At 39.2% G+C, this 17201-nt stretch carries 11 protein-coding genes and 1 pseudogene; 4 read left to right on the top strand and 8 right to left on the bottom strand.

The window, feature by feature from the left end; translation table 11 throughout:
• Positions 1-232: 232 nt before the first annotated feature.
• Complete coding sequence (locus tag ACLCDL_RS01115; protein WP_423146147.1) at positions 233-661, top strand: SRPBCC family protein; 429 nt, start codon at positions 233-235, stop codon at positions 659-661.
• Positions 662-859: 198 nt separating this feature from the next.
• A pseudogene (abc-f, locus tag ACLCDL_RS01125) lies at positions 860-2444 on the top strand (ribosomal protection-like ABC-F family protein).
• A gap of 77 nt (positions 2445-2521) precedes the next feature.
• Here the strand turns inward: abc-f and ACLCDL_RS01130 are convergent.
• From ACLCDL_RS01130 to ACLCDL_RS01145, 4 genes are all read right to left on the bottom strand, one after another.
• Positions 2522-3286 carry an OBAP family protein gene (locus tag ACLCDL_RS01130; RefSeq protein WP_423146150.1) on the bottom strand — a complete coding sequence of 255 codons (765 nt, stop codon included), beginning with the start codon at positions 3284-3286 and terminating at the stop codon, positions 2522-2524.
• Between the two features lie 105 nt (positions 3287-3391).
• On the bottom strand, positions 3392-4759 hold the full coding sequence (locus tag ACLCDL_RS01135) for an alpha-L-fucosidase (protein WP_423146151.1): 1368 nt from the start codon (positions 4757-4759) through the stop codon (positions 3392-3394).
• Between the two features lie 25 nt (positions 4760-4784).
• Positions 4785-6125: an alpha-L-fucosidase gene (locus ACLCDL_RS01140; RefSeq protein WP_423146152.1), complete on the bottom strand. Its 1341-nt coding sequence runs from the start codon at positions 6123-6125 to the stop codon at positions 4785-4787.
• A 51-nt stretch (positions 6126-6176) separates the two neighbouring features.
• On the bottom strand, positions 6177-7355 hold the full coding sequence (locus ACLCDL_RS01145; RefSeq protein ID WP_423146153.1) for a glycoside hydrolase family 27 protein: 1179 nt from the start codon (positions 7353-7355) through the stop codon (positions 6177-6179).
• A gap of 189 nt (positions 7356-7544) precedes the next feature.
• Between ACLCDL_RS01145 and ACLCDL_RS01150 the strand changes: the two genes are divergently transcribed.
• Positions 7545-8453: a PorP/SprF family type IX secretion system membrane protein gene (locus ACLCDL_RS01150; protein WP_423146154.1), complete on the top strand. Its 909-nt coding sequence runs from the start codon at positions 7545-7547 to the stop codon at positions 8451-8453.
• Between the two features lie 218 nt (positions 8454-8671).
• Positions 8672-9619, top strand: coding sequence for a D-2-hydroxyacid dehydrogenase (locus ACLCDL_RS01155; protein WP_423146155.1), 948 nt, complete (start codon positions 8672-8674; stop codon positions 9617-9619).
• 1 nt (position 9620) lies between these two features.
• On the opposite strand, the gene ACLCDL_RS01160 is transcribed toward ACLCDL_RS01155, so the two are convergent.
• From ACLCDL_RS01160 to ACLCDL_RS01175, 4 genes are all read right to left on the bottom strand, one after another.
• Positions 9621-10757: a glycerate kinase gene (locus ACLCDL_RS01160; protein ID WP_423146156.1), complete on the bottom strand. Its 1137-nt coding sequence runs from the start codon at positions 10755-10757 to the stop codon at positions 9621-9623.
• 68 nt (positions 10758-10825) lie between these two features.
• Positions 10826-12271: a glycoside hydrolase family 30 beta sandwich domain-containing protein gene (locus tag ACLCDL_RS01165; RefSeq protein ID WP_423146157.1), complete on the bottom strand. Its 1446-nt coding sequence runs from the start codon at positions 12269-12271 to the stop codon at positions 10826-10828.
• Positions 12272-12361: 90 nt separating this feature from the next.
• Complete coding sequence (locus ACLCDL_RS01170; protein ID WP_423146158.1) at positions 12362-15142, bottom strand: family 78 glycoside hydrolase catalytic domain; 2781 nt, start codon at positions 15140-15142, stop codon at positions 12362-12364.
• A 103-nt stretch (positions 15143-15245) separates the two neighbouring features.
• Positions 15246-17168, bottom strand: a complete 1923-nt coding sequence (locus tag ACLCDL_RS01175; protein WP_423146159.1) for a glycoside hydrolase family 97 protein — start codon at positions 17166-17168, stop codon at positions 15246-15248.
• Positions 17169-17201 lie beyond the last annotated feature (33 nt).

Here is a 17201-nt window from a genome sequence, read left to right on the forward strand (position 1 = left end):
CTCATCAATAATCACCAAAGATCGTATTTTTAATTATATCTCTTCGATTCCTGCCGTTGGAACGTTTTAAAACAATGTGAAAGAACTATTTTAATATCTGCTATACCATGGAACAATTATTTTTGTCGCAAATGCCCCCATCTTTGCCGTATTTGCCATTGGCTGTTTTTTTAAATTTCTATCATATTTGTATTGGTAATAGTCAGAAAGATTAATAGTATATTAAAATAAAATGGAATCAGAAAACAAAAAAACAATCACTGTAGAAAACACAGTTAACGCACCGGTGGCACGGGTTTGGAAATTATGGAACGAACCAGAACATATTCAGAACTGGTGTCACGCCTCCAATGACTGGCACGCACCTTATGCAGAGAATGATTTAAAGATCAACGGTACATTTAAAACCACCATGGCTGCCAAGGATAACAGTTTCAGCTTTGATTTTGGAGGGGTTTATACTAATATCAAAGAAAACCAGTTGATTGAATATACTATTGACGACGGAAGAAAAGTTGCAATTAGGTTTATAGACGAGGGTAATCAAACTAAAGTTATTGAAACGTTTGAAATGGAAAGCCTTCATCCGGAAGAAATGCAGAGAAGCGGATGGCAGGCCATTATGGATAATTTTAAGAACTATGCAGAAAGTATAGCTTAAGCTTCTTCCCTCAGACTTTAACCACTAAGACATGATTTTTCAAAAAACGCATTAAAAGCACTCACCGAAACATCGTATATTTGTAGACGTAAACAAACTAAAACTCATCTCCATGTAGGATATAATTTCTTTCAGAAAGATAAAATAGAAAAAGGCATCTAGCTTTTCTATGATTATTTACTCTTTAAAGAAGAAATTATGCTTATTCTACAAGACATTTCATACATCCACCCTAACAGGGATTTGTTGTTTAACAACATCAGTTTCAGTGTAAACCAACACGATAAGATAGCCCTGATTGGAAATAACGGTGCTGGAAAATCAACTTTGCTTAAAATTATTGCAGGAGAGTTACCGGCTTCTCAAGGACAATTTAACAGTAGCAGGAAATCTTATTATGTACCCCAGATTTTCGGGCAGTATAATCATCTGACTATTGCGAATTGAGGACAAACTACATGCCCTGAAAGACATTCTTGACGGCCATGCAACTGAAAACAATTTCAATACACTGGATGACGACTGGACAATTGAAGAACGTTGTATAGAAGCACTTAATTACTGGCTTTTGACAGACCTGGATCTGAGCCAAAAAATGGGAACATTAAGCGGCGGACAAAAGACCCGGGTTTTCCTTGCAGGAATTTCAATTCACGAGCCTGAACTCGTATTACTCGACGAGCCCAGCAACCATTTAGATGCAGCAGGCAGAGGCTTATTATACAACTTCATCCGTTCTACTCCAGACACACTGATTATTGTAAGCCACGACAGGAAACTATTAAACCTTTTGGATAAAGTTTACGAGCTAAGTGCAAACGGTATAACCGTCTACGGAGGCAATTATGATTTTTACTCGCAACAAAAGCAGATAGAGAAAAATGCCATTGACCAGGACCTGAAAAGCAAAGAAAAATCTTTACGCAAAGCTCGGGAAAAAGAACGTGAAACTTTAGAAAGGCAACAAAAGCTGGACTCACGGGGAAAGAAAAAGCAGGAAAAAGCCGGTGTTGCACGAATTATGATAAACACGTTGAGGAACAACGCAGAAAACAGCACGTCGAAAATAAAGGGCGCACATGCTGAAAAAATTTCAGGGATATCGCAGGAATTGCAAAATCTGCGAAAAGAAATGCCTGGCATTGATAAGATAAAATTCGGCTTTGACAATTCAGTATTGCACAAAGGAAAAATACTATTTACAGCAACCAGCATTAATTTTAGTTATTACAATAAACCGTTGTGGAATGAAAATCTGACTTTTCAAATCATAAGCGGTGAGCGAATTGCATTGATGGGACTTAACGGCTCCGGAAAAACAACATTGATAAAAATAATCTTGAAAAAATTAGAGCCGAAGAGCGGGACCGTTTACAGAGCCGATATCCGAGCGGCTTATATTGACCAGGACTACTCGTTAATTGACAACCAATTAAGGGTTTACGAACAAGCCCAGCTCTTCAATGTTTCTGCATTACAGGAGCACGAAATCAAAATCAGGCTTAACCGTTTTTTGTTCACTAAAGAAGATTGGGAGAAAAAATGTAGTGCGCTAAGCGGAGGAGAAAAAATGCGTTTGGTGCTTTGCTGCCTTACTATAAATAAGCAATCGCCTGATCTTCTTATACTTGACGAACCAACCAATAACCTGGACATCCAAAACATAGAAATATTAACGGCCGCAATTAATGAATACCAGGGGACCCTTCTGGTTGTATCCCATGACGACTATTTTTTGGAGCAAATACATATAGAACGTGTAATTGATCTTGAAAAAGTATAAATAAGGACAAGTTTAAAATGAAATAAACAAAACTTAATCTCCAGCAGGCCGATGTAAAAAGCGCCAGATATCGAAAACTATTGTACCTGATGCTTATGTTGCGCAGAATCGGCTTTATAGGATATGATCAATTGTCTTATTTCTCCTTTTTCCCAGGCATTAGCCCCGGCATCAGGCTTTCCCGCTGGAATATCTCGGCGTTTTTTGCGTGTTTCTTCTGTACTTATTTTGAAGCGCTTATCTCTTTCTTCTACCAGGTGTGGTTGAATTTGTCCGTCTTTTGTAAAACCCATCATGATCATGGGTGCTCCAAGGGGCAAGACCTTTTCCTGGTCGGTATGCCAGGTATGGATGGTTTTGCCATAAGTTGATACCAACTTTTCCATTAACTCATGTTCTGCAGCATCGGGTATTCCCGGAGCAATGAGTGTTCCTGATTTAACTTCGTATTGATGGCTATGCCATAGTTTTTTCTCTTCTTCGGGTAGCTGTTTAAAAAGCTTTTCAGTAATAATGTACTCGATCCCCATAATTTTCGCATCCTCCCCGTTCCCGTCGTATATTATTGCCTGATAGAGGTCGTCATTAAGTTGTGATACATAATGATGCGCTTCCATCTGGGCATTCATGTTGCCATTGTAAAAATGGAAGCCATCCAGGTATGTATTGATCTTGCTCAGCGGCGTTTTTTTCTGGAGGAGATCAGCCCCGGTCTCCAGAACTTTATCCTTTCCCGACTTCTCTGCTCCGGGCGATTTGACATTGGAATCAGTATTATTTCCGCCACAGGACGAAAGAGCTAAAACGAGATAAGCAGCGACTGAAACACAGAATAATTTCATAGCAGACTTGTTTTACTGCTAATAATCTTTCTAAAATAATTTTGTTTTTATTATTGGTTTATTTGAAAATCCTCTTCTTTCTGTTAAACCTTATCCCCTTCTTATTTATTCTTTTTCAGACGCCTTATAAAAACCTATTTCTGCTAACTGAACCTTACGTTTCGATTTTAATATCGTTAGCCTTACTTTAGAAGTTTCTATTGAGGGGAAACGCAGCAGCCTTTTATATCCCACCGTAGTAAACTGGCTGATCTCCTTCCACTGCTTTCCATCCCAGTACTCTACAACAGCTTCCTTAATTGATTGTCCGTTGGCTATATTTTCCTGAATAGATATGCGGTCAAAGTTCACGGCTTTTTTAAAGTCTAGAACAAACGGTTGATTCTCGCTTAATTGAATAAATGAACTTAGTTTCTTGTCAGTTAATGCTGATTTTGTTTTACCCTGAGCAAGATTAACTTTAAATGTTTCATTCAGAATAGCCCTGAAATCGTGTAGGCTTTTAATGTCTTCTTCGTTGAACAATCCTTTTTTATTCGGAGGAATATTGAGCAACAATAAGCTGTTTCTTCCAACTGATTTGTAATACAGGTCAACAATATTTTTTCCTGGTCGCACTTTGCTATCTTCCTCTTCATGATAAAACCATCCCGGACGAATAGATACATCTGTTTCAGCAGGTATCCATGATTCTCCGTTAGGGTCACCTGTATTCAAATAGGAAGCATCTGCTACGCCTGGTGCAAGACCTGTAGTATCAATGGTTGACCAGCAGGTTTCACCTGCATTACCTTTTTCATTGCCTACCCAACGCACATCAGGACCAGCATCAGAAAAAAGCACTGCCTTGGGTTGCAAGGTTCTTACCAGTTGCCAGTAACCCTTAAAATCATACTGCATAGCTTTGGCGTTTTCGCCTTTGGCTCCGTCAAACCATACCTCCGACACTTCTCCGTAATTTGTGAGTAGTTCCTTGAGCTGATTTTTATAATAAGTATTGTATGCATCAGTACCATAAGAAAGTTCATGGCGATCCCAGGGAGAAAGATAAAAACCAAACTTGATTCCGTGCCTTCTGCAGGCATCAGCAATCTCTTTTACAACATCGCCTTTTCCGCCCTTCCAGGGACTATTCTTTACAGAATGTTCTGTGTACTGGGAAGGCCAGAGGCAAAAACCATCGTGATGTTTAGCTGTGATTATAGCCATTTTAAATCCTGTTTCCTTCAGAGTTTGCACCATCTTATCTGCATCAAAATCTGTAGGATTGAAAATTTGAGGGCTTTCCGAACCATCTCCCCATTCTTTACCTGTAAAGGTGTTGACCGTAAAATGTAAAAATGCAGTAGTTTCCAATTGCTGCCAGGCCAGTTGCCGTTGCGAAGGTTTGGGAAAACTTTGCGCTTTTACGTTTATTGAAGTGTAAATTGTGGCAGTAAAAACTAAGAATAGTCTGAACAGGAGCTTCGTCATATTATTTTTAATTGATTAGTATAGATTATTGTGTTTGTAATTGAACAATCTGGTCAACATCATCAAAAGAAACATTTTTCAGATAAATAAACACCCCTTCCGGCTGTTGTTTAAAAGTAATTGATTTGTTGGTATTAAGCAGTACCGCTTTGGTAACTTTTTGATTTATACCTGGAACAAACACATAGGCTTGTTTTGGTTTTGATAGAATGTGTACGTTTAAAACCTTATCCTTTGCTGTTACCACCCCCCAGGGCTGAGGCGGAATAATCTTACCTCTGGTACCGTAAATTGTTTCCCCGTATTTGTTAAGCCAGGTACCCACTGCAGCAAGTGTGTCAGTAAACTCAGGCTGAACGCTACCGTCCGGCAGCGGACCAATATTCAATAACAGGTTTGCATCACGGCCTGCTGCATTTACTAAAAGATGCACTACCTCTTTTACTGATTTATATTTCGTATCTGTAATATTAAAGCCCCATGAGCCGTTCAGGGTTTCACACGTCTCTACAGGCAGGTGTTCCGTTGCCTTTTGAAAGCTTAAGCCCGATCGGTTTTCTCCCGGCAGATCACGTTCGAACATTTGAAAATCTTCTCCTTCAAAAGGAGTCATATGGTGGTTGTTACCGATAAGACACTGAGGCTGCAAGCGATGAATTAAAGAGTAAATTTCATCATATTTCCAGTCAATTCTTGAACTTCTGTCCGCTTCTCCTTCTGGCGCTGTCTGATCCCAATGCCCGTCGAACCATACGCCTGCTATCGGCCCGTAGTTTGTAAGCAACTCAGTTAGCTGATCTTTCATAAACTGAAGATAATGAGCATAATCGCTTTTAGCTGTACGGCCGGTGCCCTTACCGGTTCTGCCTGTTTCATAAGGATAATCATCCCTGGACCAGTCAAGGAGAGAATAATAAACGAACAACTTTATTCCCTGCTTATGGCACTCTTCTGCGATATCTTTAAAAACATCCTTTCCGTACGGCGTATTGGTAATTTTAAAATCACTGGCTTTTGTATCCCAATTACTAAAACTATCGTGATGGCGGGTAATGAATGTAATATACTTCATACCCCCGTTTTTCGCTGCAGCAACCCATTTCTTCGCATCAAAATGAACCGGATTAAATATCTGCTGCAGCCTTGCGTAATCTTTTACTTTTATGTTGCGGTTGTTCATCACCCATTCGCCATCACCAAGTACACTCGAAGCGCCCCAATGAATAAACATGCCAAACCTCCGGTCTTTAAAATCTTTTCGTGCTGCCAGGTTTTCTGCTGTGGGCGTATACTTTTCAGCAGGAGCTTGAGCAGTGGCAATGCAATAAAAACAGGTAAGTAATGCAGTGGAAATTAGTCGGTTCATAAAAATTCAGATTAATAAGTTAGTATTTTAATGCATTAAATAGGATTAATACTATTCTGCCTTTAACACAATTATCCCATGTTTAGGGATACTGAAAGTTTGTCCTTCTTTCAGCCTGCCCAGGTCTTTATGAAGCCATAGATCTCTGAACATGCTTTTTTTGTTTACACTTAATTTTTCTGCGTTAAATGTATAAGTAGCTTCCTTATCTTCACGATTCAAAATGGCAATTGCTTTGGCCTTGCTGTTAGTTCCAAGCGATTTTACCCATACTTCCACATTTTTTTCTGTCAGCACTTTTTGAGCTTGTTTAAATCCCGGATCCTGGTTTAGGGCAATCAATTCTTTGTTGGTAAGAATTTCAATTGTTTGTTTTGACATCGTTCTGAGATCGTTTCCGGCAAGTAGCGGTGAATTGAGCATACACCACATTGAAAAATGCGTTTTATCCTCATCGTAACTCATACCCCTGCCTACCTGTAACATATCCATATCGTTGTAATGCCCAGGCGAAGCATATTTATACAAGTTGGCGCTGGCATCAATAATTTTCATAATAGATCCAAAATCTTCTCTGATGTCTCCTGAAATGCGCCAGGAATCGGCTTTTTTAATGGCCCACTCACCGGGAAATTGCCAACGGCAAATGTTAAAGACGATATTAGAGTCGATTGCCTTAACCGCACCAAGGATTTTTAGATATTCAGTTTGCTCGTCGAGCTTCATCTTTTCGCCCCCGCACCAGTCTACTTTAAGGAAATCATACCCCCATTCATTAAAGAACAGGTTGCAGTCCTGCTCAACGTGACCATAAATGCCTACTCCTACGCCATTTTTGTCGTTATCCCACATAGATGCGCAGGTATTCTGGCCCGCATCCGTATAGATACCTGCTTTCAGGTTCTTGCTATGAATATAATCGGCCAGAGCTTTCATGCCGGATGGAAATTTGGCAGAATTGGAAAATAATCTCCCATTCTCATCGCGTCCACCGAAATAGCCATCGTCAATATTAATAAAACGATAGCCTGCGTCGTATAAACCTGAAGATATCATGGCATCTGCCTGTTCACGTATCATCTTCTCGTCGATATTTATGTGGAAATTATTCCAGCTGCTCCAGCCCATTATGGGAGGTTTAGCCTTTTGAGCAATTGAATTTACAGGCTGGAATAGCGCCGCAAAAAACAGCAGCATTAACCATGTTATTGATCTGAAATTCGTGTTCATCCCTGTTAAATTTAGCGATCTCAAACCTTGAGATTTGAGATTCAAAAAGTAAGAAATAAAACTTTTTAAGATGCTTCTTAGAAGGAACATCACAAACTTATTACGTTACTATTATCTTTTAAAGCTTTACACTTACAGGGGGCAGGATAAAGTGATTTCAGCTATCAAAGGATATTTTATTCTGAAAAGATGAGAAGAACTTTATCCATATTATTTTGCTTTTGGGCGATAAATGGATTTGCACAGCAACAGGCCATGTTCTCGCAGTATATGTTCAACGGACTTCTAATCAACCCTGCCTATTCTTCTTTAGATGAAACCTTAAATATTAAAACTTTATACAGAAGGCAATGGACAAGTTTTGAAGGAGCGCCAAACACACAAACTTTTTCTATTCATGCTCCCATAAAGGCTTCTAATACTTCTGTTGGAATAATTATGATGAGAGATCAGATAGGTGAGGTAATTAATGATAAAACGATCCTGTTAACGGCGGCACAGCGGGTGAAAGTTGCAAGCGCCACTTATCTTAACCTGGGAATTAATTTCGGGGTGAGTAAATATTCGGCATCTTATACCGATGTTGCAGATTTTGACACCAGCATTGACCCCGTATTTACTGATCAGAATAATTTAAGAAGTAATATAGGCTTCGGCGTATTGCTTTTCTCCAAACGTTATTTTGTAGGATTTTCCTCTCCATTTTTTCATTCTAAAATTTTTCAGGACAATTCGAATCCCGGTACACCTTCTTTTCGTCCTCATTATTTACTCGCGGCAGCATATTTATTGGATATAGGTGAATCTTTTAAATTAAAACCAAATACTTTAATTAAATACGTAAGCGGAGCACCTGTGCAGGTTGATCTGAATATTAATTTACTTATTAAAGAAAGGGTCTGGATCGGAGCATCCTGGCGATCTTTCGATTCTTTTGATTTTCTTACCCAAATTGAATTCTTACCCGGATTCCAGATAGGGTATGCGTATGATTTTACAACTTCCGATCTTTTTGATCAGCAAAAAGGCTCGCATGAAATTATGTTAAATTACAGGATTCCACTTAAAGGAAGGAGTTTTCCACGATGCTATTTTTAATTCCATGTTTTCAGGATGAACTTTTATTCTCAGAAAAAAAAGATTTCATATTGATCCCAACCGAGGTATCCTGCACTTTCCTGAAAAATCATCAGTTCCTCAATATTCGCCAACCTAATTACTATTTTTTCATATATTGCTCAAAACAGTATGAGTGAAACGTCAAACCGATAATTATCAGGACGACAGCTTTATTACCTTTAAAAATATCTATTCAAATGAAAATAGTTGTAGCAGACGGTTATACCTTAAATCCCGGTGATTTAAGCTGGGAGCATCTGAATACGTTAGGCGAAGTAACAATTTACGAGCGAACACCTGTCGAATTACTTGTTGAAAGATGCCGGGAGGCCGATATTGTTCTTACAAATAAAGTTCCTTTCAAAAAAGAAACACTCGAAAAACTTCCCGGATTAAAGCTGATCAGTGTGCTTGCTACGGGATATAACATTATCGACATAGAGGTTGCAAAAAAGCTGAAAATAAGAGTTTGCAATGTTCCCGCTTATGGAACGGCTTCTGTCGCCCAACATGTTTTTGCCTTATTACTTGAACTGACGAATCATGTAGGATTAAATGCAAGAGCTACCGCTGAAGGTAAATGGGAAAGAAATCCTGATTTCTGCTTTTCAGAAAAGCCTATATCGGAATTAAGCGGAAAAGTTTTTGGAATTGTAGGAATGGGCGATATCGGCGAACAGGTTGCCCGCATCGCTGCAGCTTTTGGTTTAAAAGTAATTTATAACAACAGAAATAAAAAGCAAACGGAATTAGCTGAATACCATGAGATGAAAAGCTTATTTTCTCAAAGTGATTTCATTTCCCTCCATTGCCCCCTTACCGAAGAAAACCAGCAATTTGTAAATAAGGATCTGATTGAATTAATGAAACGCTCCGCTTTTATTATTAATACAGCAAGAGGTCAGCTGATTAATGAGCACGATTTGGCCGAAGCATTAAATAAAAACAGGATTACCGGAGCAGCATTAGATGTTTTATCAACAGAACCTCCCCTGTCAACAAATCCCTTATTAAAGGCAAAAAACTGTATTATTACTCCGCACAACGCCTGGATGAGCAGGGAAGCCCGTGAAAGGATGATGAATACGACAATAAAAAACATTGAAGCTTTTCTGAACGGAAACGCAATAAATGTGGTGGCATAAACTACTTATTGTAATTCGAACCTAATACTTGTGCAATATTAAAGGCTGTTTCAGAAACCAGTTCAGATGCTTTTTCAATCGCTTCTTCCAGGAGCATTGGTCGGTTTACAATTGAAAAGGCTGATAAAACCTTTAGTTTTTTCAGTTCTTCACATGTTAAATCTAAACTGCCGCAAATAGCTATAAGCGGTTTATTGTATTTCAAACACAACCCGGATATTTCTGAAATTAATTTACCCTCTAAAGTCTGTTTATCAATTTTTCCTTCTGCTGTAATAACAATATCGGCATCTTTTATATGCTTCTCTGCTTCACTATACTGAAATACAAGCTCTGAGCCGCTTATTAATTTTGCATTTAAAAAAGCCATACAGCCTGCTCCCATTCCGCCTGCCGCTCCGGCCCCGGGAACTGAGGAGATATCCGTTCCTAAATCTCTTTTTAACACTTCCGAAAAATGAATCATCCCTCTCTCGAGTTCTTCAACTAACTGCCGGTCTGCACCTTTTTGAGGCGCATAAACTCTGCTTGCTCCGTTTTCTCCGGTTAACGGATTTATAACATCACAGGCAACTTCTATGCATAGGTTACTCAGAGGTATTTTTTCGGAAGAATCTATTGAATCGATATTTATCAGATTTTCCCCGATTGGTTTTATATCTTTTCCATCTTTATTAAGAAAACGATAGCCTACAGCTGCCGCCATTCCAATTCCGCAATCGTTTGTAGCACTGCCACCCACTCCGATAATGATTTTTTCAACACCCAATTTTAATGCTTCAGCTATTAATTGCCCTGTACCAAAAGAAGAGGTAACTGCACAGTTATATTCAGATGGTTTTAATAGGTGCAGTCCTGAAGCCTGAGCCATTTCCATGAAAGCTGTTTTTCTATCTTCAGACAATAAAACGCTTGCTTTTATAGGACGAAATAAAGGATCGGATACTAAAAATTCATGTTTCGTTACAGAAATATAATGACGAATTACTTCGATTAATCCGTCACCTCCATCGGATAAAGGCATTTTGAAAATTTCAAAATTTCCGGATGATTTTGAAAAACCCCTGCTTACAGCTTCACAAACTTCAAAACTGTTTAACGAATCTTTAAATTTGTCGGCAGCAACTACTACTTTCATATTGAAATAATGTATTCTTCAGCAAGATACAATGAATCAGAAAAACAGCTTCATGTCCTTTCCAAATCTTATTCAAATACATTCCCATTAACCAGTGTAACCATGCTCAATGCTGGCAGTATAATTTCATCTTTTTTTACTTTTTTCTCTTTTTTCTTACAATTATCACTGGCAGTAGTGTAATAGAAATCGAACTCTTCCGGAATATCTGCTCCTGTTAAATTAACTTTTACTTTTTTATTTGTAGGATTAATTAAAACGACTGTAAAAGAACCCATGTTTTCATTTTCAAAAGCGACACCAGATACTTTATCAGCATTGTTAAATGTAAGTTTTATCATTCGGGATCCGGGCCTGATAAAGCGGTAAAAATGTTTGGAAGTATAATATTTTTTCCCAGCCTGCATTCCGTTCATCAACGAATAATCTTCATCGCCGCCGCTACCCTGCCACCAAACCCATCCCGATATTTTGCCGTAATATAAAGCTGCAAGAATATCCATACCCAGATCTAAAGCGCCTGGTTTATCTCCAATTTTTGTCCAGTTATTGCCGTAACCCGAGGTCTCCGTCATCCAAACCGGCTTATTGGATGGCTCTGCATATTCAGTTCTTACCGTTTGCCACAGGCCGGCAACTTTTGATGATTCTGTAGGCTTTATTCCCTCCAGATAACCATGAAGTGCCCAGATATCCAACATACTCAAAGCTTCTGGATCTTTCATGATATCGGCTCCGTAAAACCATTGCCTGTCTGTACCGCCTTCCATTTCCAACATATTTTCAGAGCCAAAAATCTTTACGTTCGGGAACCTTGCTTTTACTACAGGTACTACGTTTTTCAACATTTGTGAATACCATTTTTGCGGCTTATAAACGCAGGAGTTATAAGGTTCGACAAATAAAGGCTCATTTTGCGGACTGATGGCATAAACATCAACGCCGCTATTTTTATATAATTGAATTCCATCCGCAAGCCAGTTAGCAAATTGAGTATATTTTGCAGGATCGAGGGTACCACCTTTTATGGTACCGTAAGGGTGTGGCGTTCCTGAAATGGGTTCGTTTGTATTGGTATCAACCGCACATTTCAATTCGGCCGGAGGCGACCATATTGTAAATATAACTTTTAACGGCACTTTATTTTCTCTGGCAACTTTTGCCAGTCCTTCAACTACCGGCTTATCTTTTTCCCAGTTTGAATCCTGATTCTGCGCAGGCGTAGCAGGTGGGTGGTATTCATTTCGCCAGATAGTAATTCCCAAATCATTAATTACCTGCTTAGCCCAGGCTTCGCTGTATAATTTGCTTTGGTCCTGCTCCCACCACACATCCTGGGCACCAAAAAAACCAAAACCGTCTATTGACTGGTATTTTTCGGCCCGGTTGATCTCAATTCTGGTTGTTATATCAAAGGAAGAAGTACCTGACTCATTTTTAACCGCACTTTTTTTACAGCTGTTAAAAAAAGCAAGGCCGGCTATCACAATACATACAGAATTCTTTAAGATCATATTAATTGGTTAAGATTAGTACCGAAACTAATTGATCTCTGTTTCTTAAGTATCCTGAACTATCCTGTATTATCACAAATTAAAATGCTCCTATAATTGAGATGAAAAATTATAATCCCCTGAACCGACCGATATTACTGCATATCCCTTTTCGTACCGCACAAATTTCACTCCCGACGCTTTTAAATCTTTTCCTCCTTCTTGCAATTCTCCGTTATTTTTTGATGGGATCCATATCTCGGCAGTAGTATTTGCAGGTACTGAAACCTTTAGATGAAAGTTCTCTTTATCTTTTTTCCAGTCGCTTACAATTTTTCCCCGAACAGACTGATAACTTCCTTTTGCCCATGTTAAATCGCCTGCGGGCTGCGGTTTTATAATAATCTTTTTAAAGGCAGGGGCAGCAGAGTTAATTCCTAAAAGAGATTTATAGAACCATTCTTCTATGGAACCGAACATAGGATGATTTTGAGAAGCGGCATTATCAGGATAAGCCCATGTTTCCCATAAAGTTGTGGCTCCTTTGGATAACATGTATCCCCATCCGGGAAAATCACGGTGGTTAGCCAGTCGGTAAGCAATATCATTTTGATCTCTTTCCCTGAGAATGTCAAACATCATTTGGGTAGAAAATATACCGGTAGCTATATGCCAGTTATGACGGGCAAATTCATCCATAAGCACCTTAAAACTGGCCTCCTTTTCGGGAGAGAAATTATACCACAAAGCAAATATCTGTGCTGATTGCGTGGCATTATCAAATCTTCCGGTACCGGGGATAAGAAATTTCTTCACGATAGCATTTTTTATTTTCTCGGCAAGAGCCGCGTAGTTAACAGAATCTTGCTTTTTACCTAAAATCCCTGCAAATTCGGACACTAATAATACATGATGGTAATAGAAAGCAGAAGCGGTAAAAGCTTCAGGTTTAGGATCCAGCGCTTCGTGGTCACTAATATCCCAATAAAAAAGACCATCTACCGCTTTAGAATTTATAAAGTCTATCTGCCGCCTAAAGGCGGGATAGTTTTCCTCGATAATTCTTTTATCCCCATAATACTCATACAGTTGCTTCTGAACATAGGGAAATGCCAGCTGCCAGCCTAATGGGCCCGACTTGTCACCAATACCCAAAACTGCAATTCCCGTACTTGGAGCAATTTCGGTTATACCTCCTGCCGGTAACTGCTCGTTTGCAAAATCGCGAACAGTTTTGCGATAGAAGTTGGCCATATTGAAATTGTAGATATAAGATGGAGAGGTAACAACAATGTCTGCGCCGTAGCCCATTTTTTCCCTTCCCGGACAATCTGACTGAACGCTGAAAACATTGCTTAAAAAAGTCCATTTTATCACCTCGTGCAGCTTATTAAACATTTGATTTGATGAAGAAAAAGTTCCATTTGAATCAAGGTCTGAATTCATTCTTAATCCTTCAATATCATTAAGTGTTGGTTTGCCCGGCCATCCTGTAACTTCTACATATCTGAAGCCGTGAAAGGTAAATCGTGGCGCCCAAATCTCAGTTCCTTTTCCTTTTAAAGTATAGCTATCTTCCTGCCATGCCGTTTTTGGTGCTCCCGGCCCGCCTTTCAGGTTCCACATTTCTTTAATATGGCCGGCTACGGTTGTCAAAAAATTCAATCTTCCGTCAGGATGTATATCTTCTCCGTAACGCAGCGTAATTTTTGAACCAGTTGGACCTTTTACTTTTATTCGGGCAACTCCGGCAAAATTTTGCCCCATATCAACAATAAAAGTATCTTTTCCAACTTCTGTAATTTCGACAGGTTTTAAAACTTTAGTTACTCTTACCGGAGGCTGCATTTGTGCTGTTAAAATTCCGGATGGCCCTTTTGCGATTGCAGCTTTTTTCCATCCGGTGCTATTGGAAACAAACCAATCTGACCTTTCTAACCGGGCATCGTAATGTTCGCCTAAATAAATGCTGTTTCTCAAAATCGGCCCTGGTGCAGTGAGCCAGGTTTCATCCGTGTTTACCTGTTCCTTTGTACCATCAGCATACTTTATCAAAATTTGTGCTTTAAGAACAGGACGACCGGTTTGCTGAACGTCCCGGATATTATAACGTCCGAACAGCTGAAGAGGTAAGGGATTATACCAGCCATTTCCCAGCATAACCCCAAAGATGTTTTTACCTGTTTTTACTTGGGATGTAATGTCGTAAGTTGAATATAAGTCCTGCTTACTGTAAGTTGTAAAACCCGGATCTAAAACATTATCGCCTATCTTTTCACCATTGATAAAGGCTTCATAGTAACCTAACCCGCTTATGTATAATCGTGCAGAAGCAACCTTCTTAATTGCATTTATCTCTTTTTTAAAAAGCGGCATCGGGTCATTCTGATAAAAATCTTCATCCCGCTCAAACTGCTTGCTGCCGTCGCCTATCCATTTTGCCTGCCAGTCTGATTCTTTAAGCATAGCTGTTTCAAACCATGCAACAGCACTCCAATCAGACACCTGACCTTTTTGATCGAAAACTCTTACTTTCCAGTAATATCGTGTAAAAGGTTTTAAAGGGTTGCCGGCATATTCAATATGAAGACTCTCGGAAGATGTTACTTTTCCACTTTCCCAAACAATTGCTTCGGTGCCATTCAAATTGCTGCTGACAATAATTTCATAGGCGTTTTGTACCTGGTTCCTTTGTGCTGAACTTAACATCCAGCCCAACCTTGGTTTTTGTATATCGATACCTAAAGGATTCTCCCTGTATTCACACGTAAGAGTTTGCGGTATTAATGGAGACGAGGCTTTGATGATCAAGGGATACACAAAGGAGAAAACAACCAATAAAATATAAAATTTAATTTGTTTGATTGCAGGTATTTTGAGGTTGAGAATCATTAGTTGTAATACAAATGCTTTATCCGATAAAAGTAGAAAACAGGCTTATTTTTGCTGTCATGCCGTATCCTGCCTGCCTGCTACATTTACTTCTGAAAAGATCTTAATTTTTTTCTGTCGGTGATAATACAAGCGTAAAACCTCCATGCGGAAGCACATCTATATCTAAAGAGCTTTTTCTATCCAAATGGGTTTCTGTTACTTTAATTTCTCTTCCTGCTTTCCCGTCAGAAAAGAGGATGGCTTTATAGGTTTTACCATTTAGAAAAGGCAATTTGAGATTAATTTTTATAGCCTGATCATTACCACTCGCTCCTGCAACATACCAATTGTTGCCATTTTTCCGGGCGATAACTGTTTCTTTCCCGGGTTCACCCTGAACAAATTTTGTATCGTCCCAGGTAGTAGGTACTTTACGCAGAAACTCTTTTATTCTGTTATCCAGATTCTGATAATAAGCTGCCCTGTCTGCAAAATGCAGAATTCCGGTTTCAAACAAAACGCTTAAGGCCAGTTCCTGCGCATTGGTTGTAACATGCGGACAGCATTCGTAATCAGAGAAAGTTACAGGCGTATAATCCATCGGGCCAACTACGTTTCTGGTATATGTTAAAATATTATTCTGAACCGGCGCCTGCTGTGCAAATTCGTTACTCCAACCATAGTTCTCTGCTCCTCTTACTGCTTCCATACTCATTAAATTCGGGTACGTTCTCGACCACCCCCGTGGAAGCGTACAGCCATGAAAATTAACCAAAATGTGTTCGGCGGCGGCATCTTTCAAAATGTCATGATACAGCTGAATAAGATTCTGTTTATCACTTTGAAAAAAGTCAACCTTAACTCCTTTTACACCCCATGCCCTTAACTTTTTAAACTCTTCCTTCCGTTTTACCGAATCAAACATGATATCCCGGGGCTGTTCTGTAACTGCCGTATGAGGGCCGCTGGAATTATACCACATAAGCAACCCTATATTTTTTTCTTTAGCATATTTAACAAGGTCATCAATAGTACCACCGCCTTCCATGATATTCCAGTTGGCATCAACTAAAGAATACTCCCAACCCATTTCATTTGCCAGGTCCACAAAGTTTTTAAGTTTACTAAAATCTCTGCTGCTGTCATGATCTCCCCACCAACTCCAGGAAGCACGGCCGGGTTTTACCCAGCTGTAATTGCCAATACTATTAGCTTTTGACAAATGGTAAACCAGGTTCGACTCAACAATAAGCCCTATATTTTTGGAAATAATAAAGGTGCGCCATGGAGTAGTAAAGGGAGTTTCGGAAGTAGCCGCAGCTCTGCCTACACCGGTCGCTTCACTAGGTAACGGCATGGCTAATTTGTAAACGCCATTTTCGCAATTCTGCTGCAAATGCGAGCCGAAATAACTACCCTCCAGGTTTGATTCGGTTAAAAGCAGCCAGTGTCCGGATGTTTGAAATAAAGCAGGGAATCCCCATCCTCCTTCATTTTTTGCATTTGTACCGATAGCAACACCGTTTGTATAAATTCCTTCATAAGCCGGATCGAGATCGTAATTTTGAAGCCATACTTTACCGTTTAAGGGAAGTGTAAAATTTGTATTTTCACCGGTGACAGTTACACTTTTTCCGTTTTCAGGAAAATGATAGCGAAAGGCAACACCGTCATTATAAGCTCTTAAATCAATCTGTATAAACTGGTTTGCGGAATTTTTGAAAGAAACAGTTGTTTCATTTCCTAATGCATGGTTAACTTTTCTTTTCCCAATAGTCAGTTCATATTTTTCGTCAATTTTTCTCGAATTAACTTTAACAAAGTTCAAATTATGCCCAAAGCTGCCGATAGAAGTTTCTATACCTAATAAGGAAGGCTTAACAATTTCTGTATTTCCCGAAAGAACTTTATAGGATAATTGACCTTTTGCATTGGAAAGAATTAGTGTTAATGATTTATCAGGTGAATTTACGGACCATTCTTCCTGTCCAAACGCAATAAAAACCTGCAGGAGACTAAAAAGAGATAAGAGGACTTTTTTCATTTTTTGATATTCAGATTGTTATAAGATATTTCA

This window comes from Rubrilithobacter danxiaensis, assembly GCF_047272945.1.
In the GTDB taxonomy this organism is placed as follows: Bacteria; Bacteroidota; Bacteroidia; order Sphingobacteriales; family Sphingobacteriaceae; genus Rubrolithibacter; species Rubrolithibacter danxiaensis.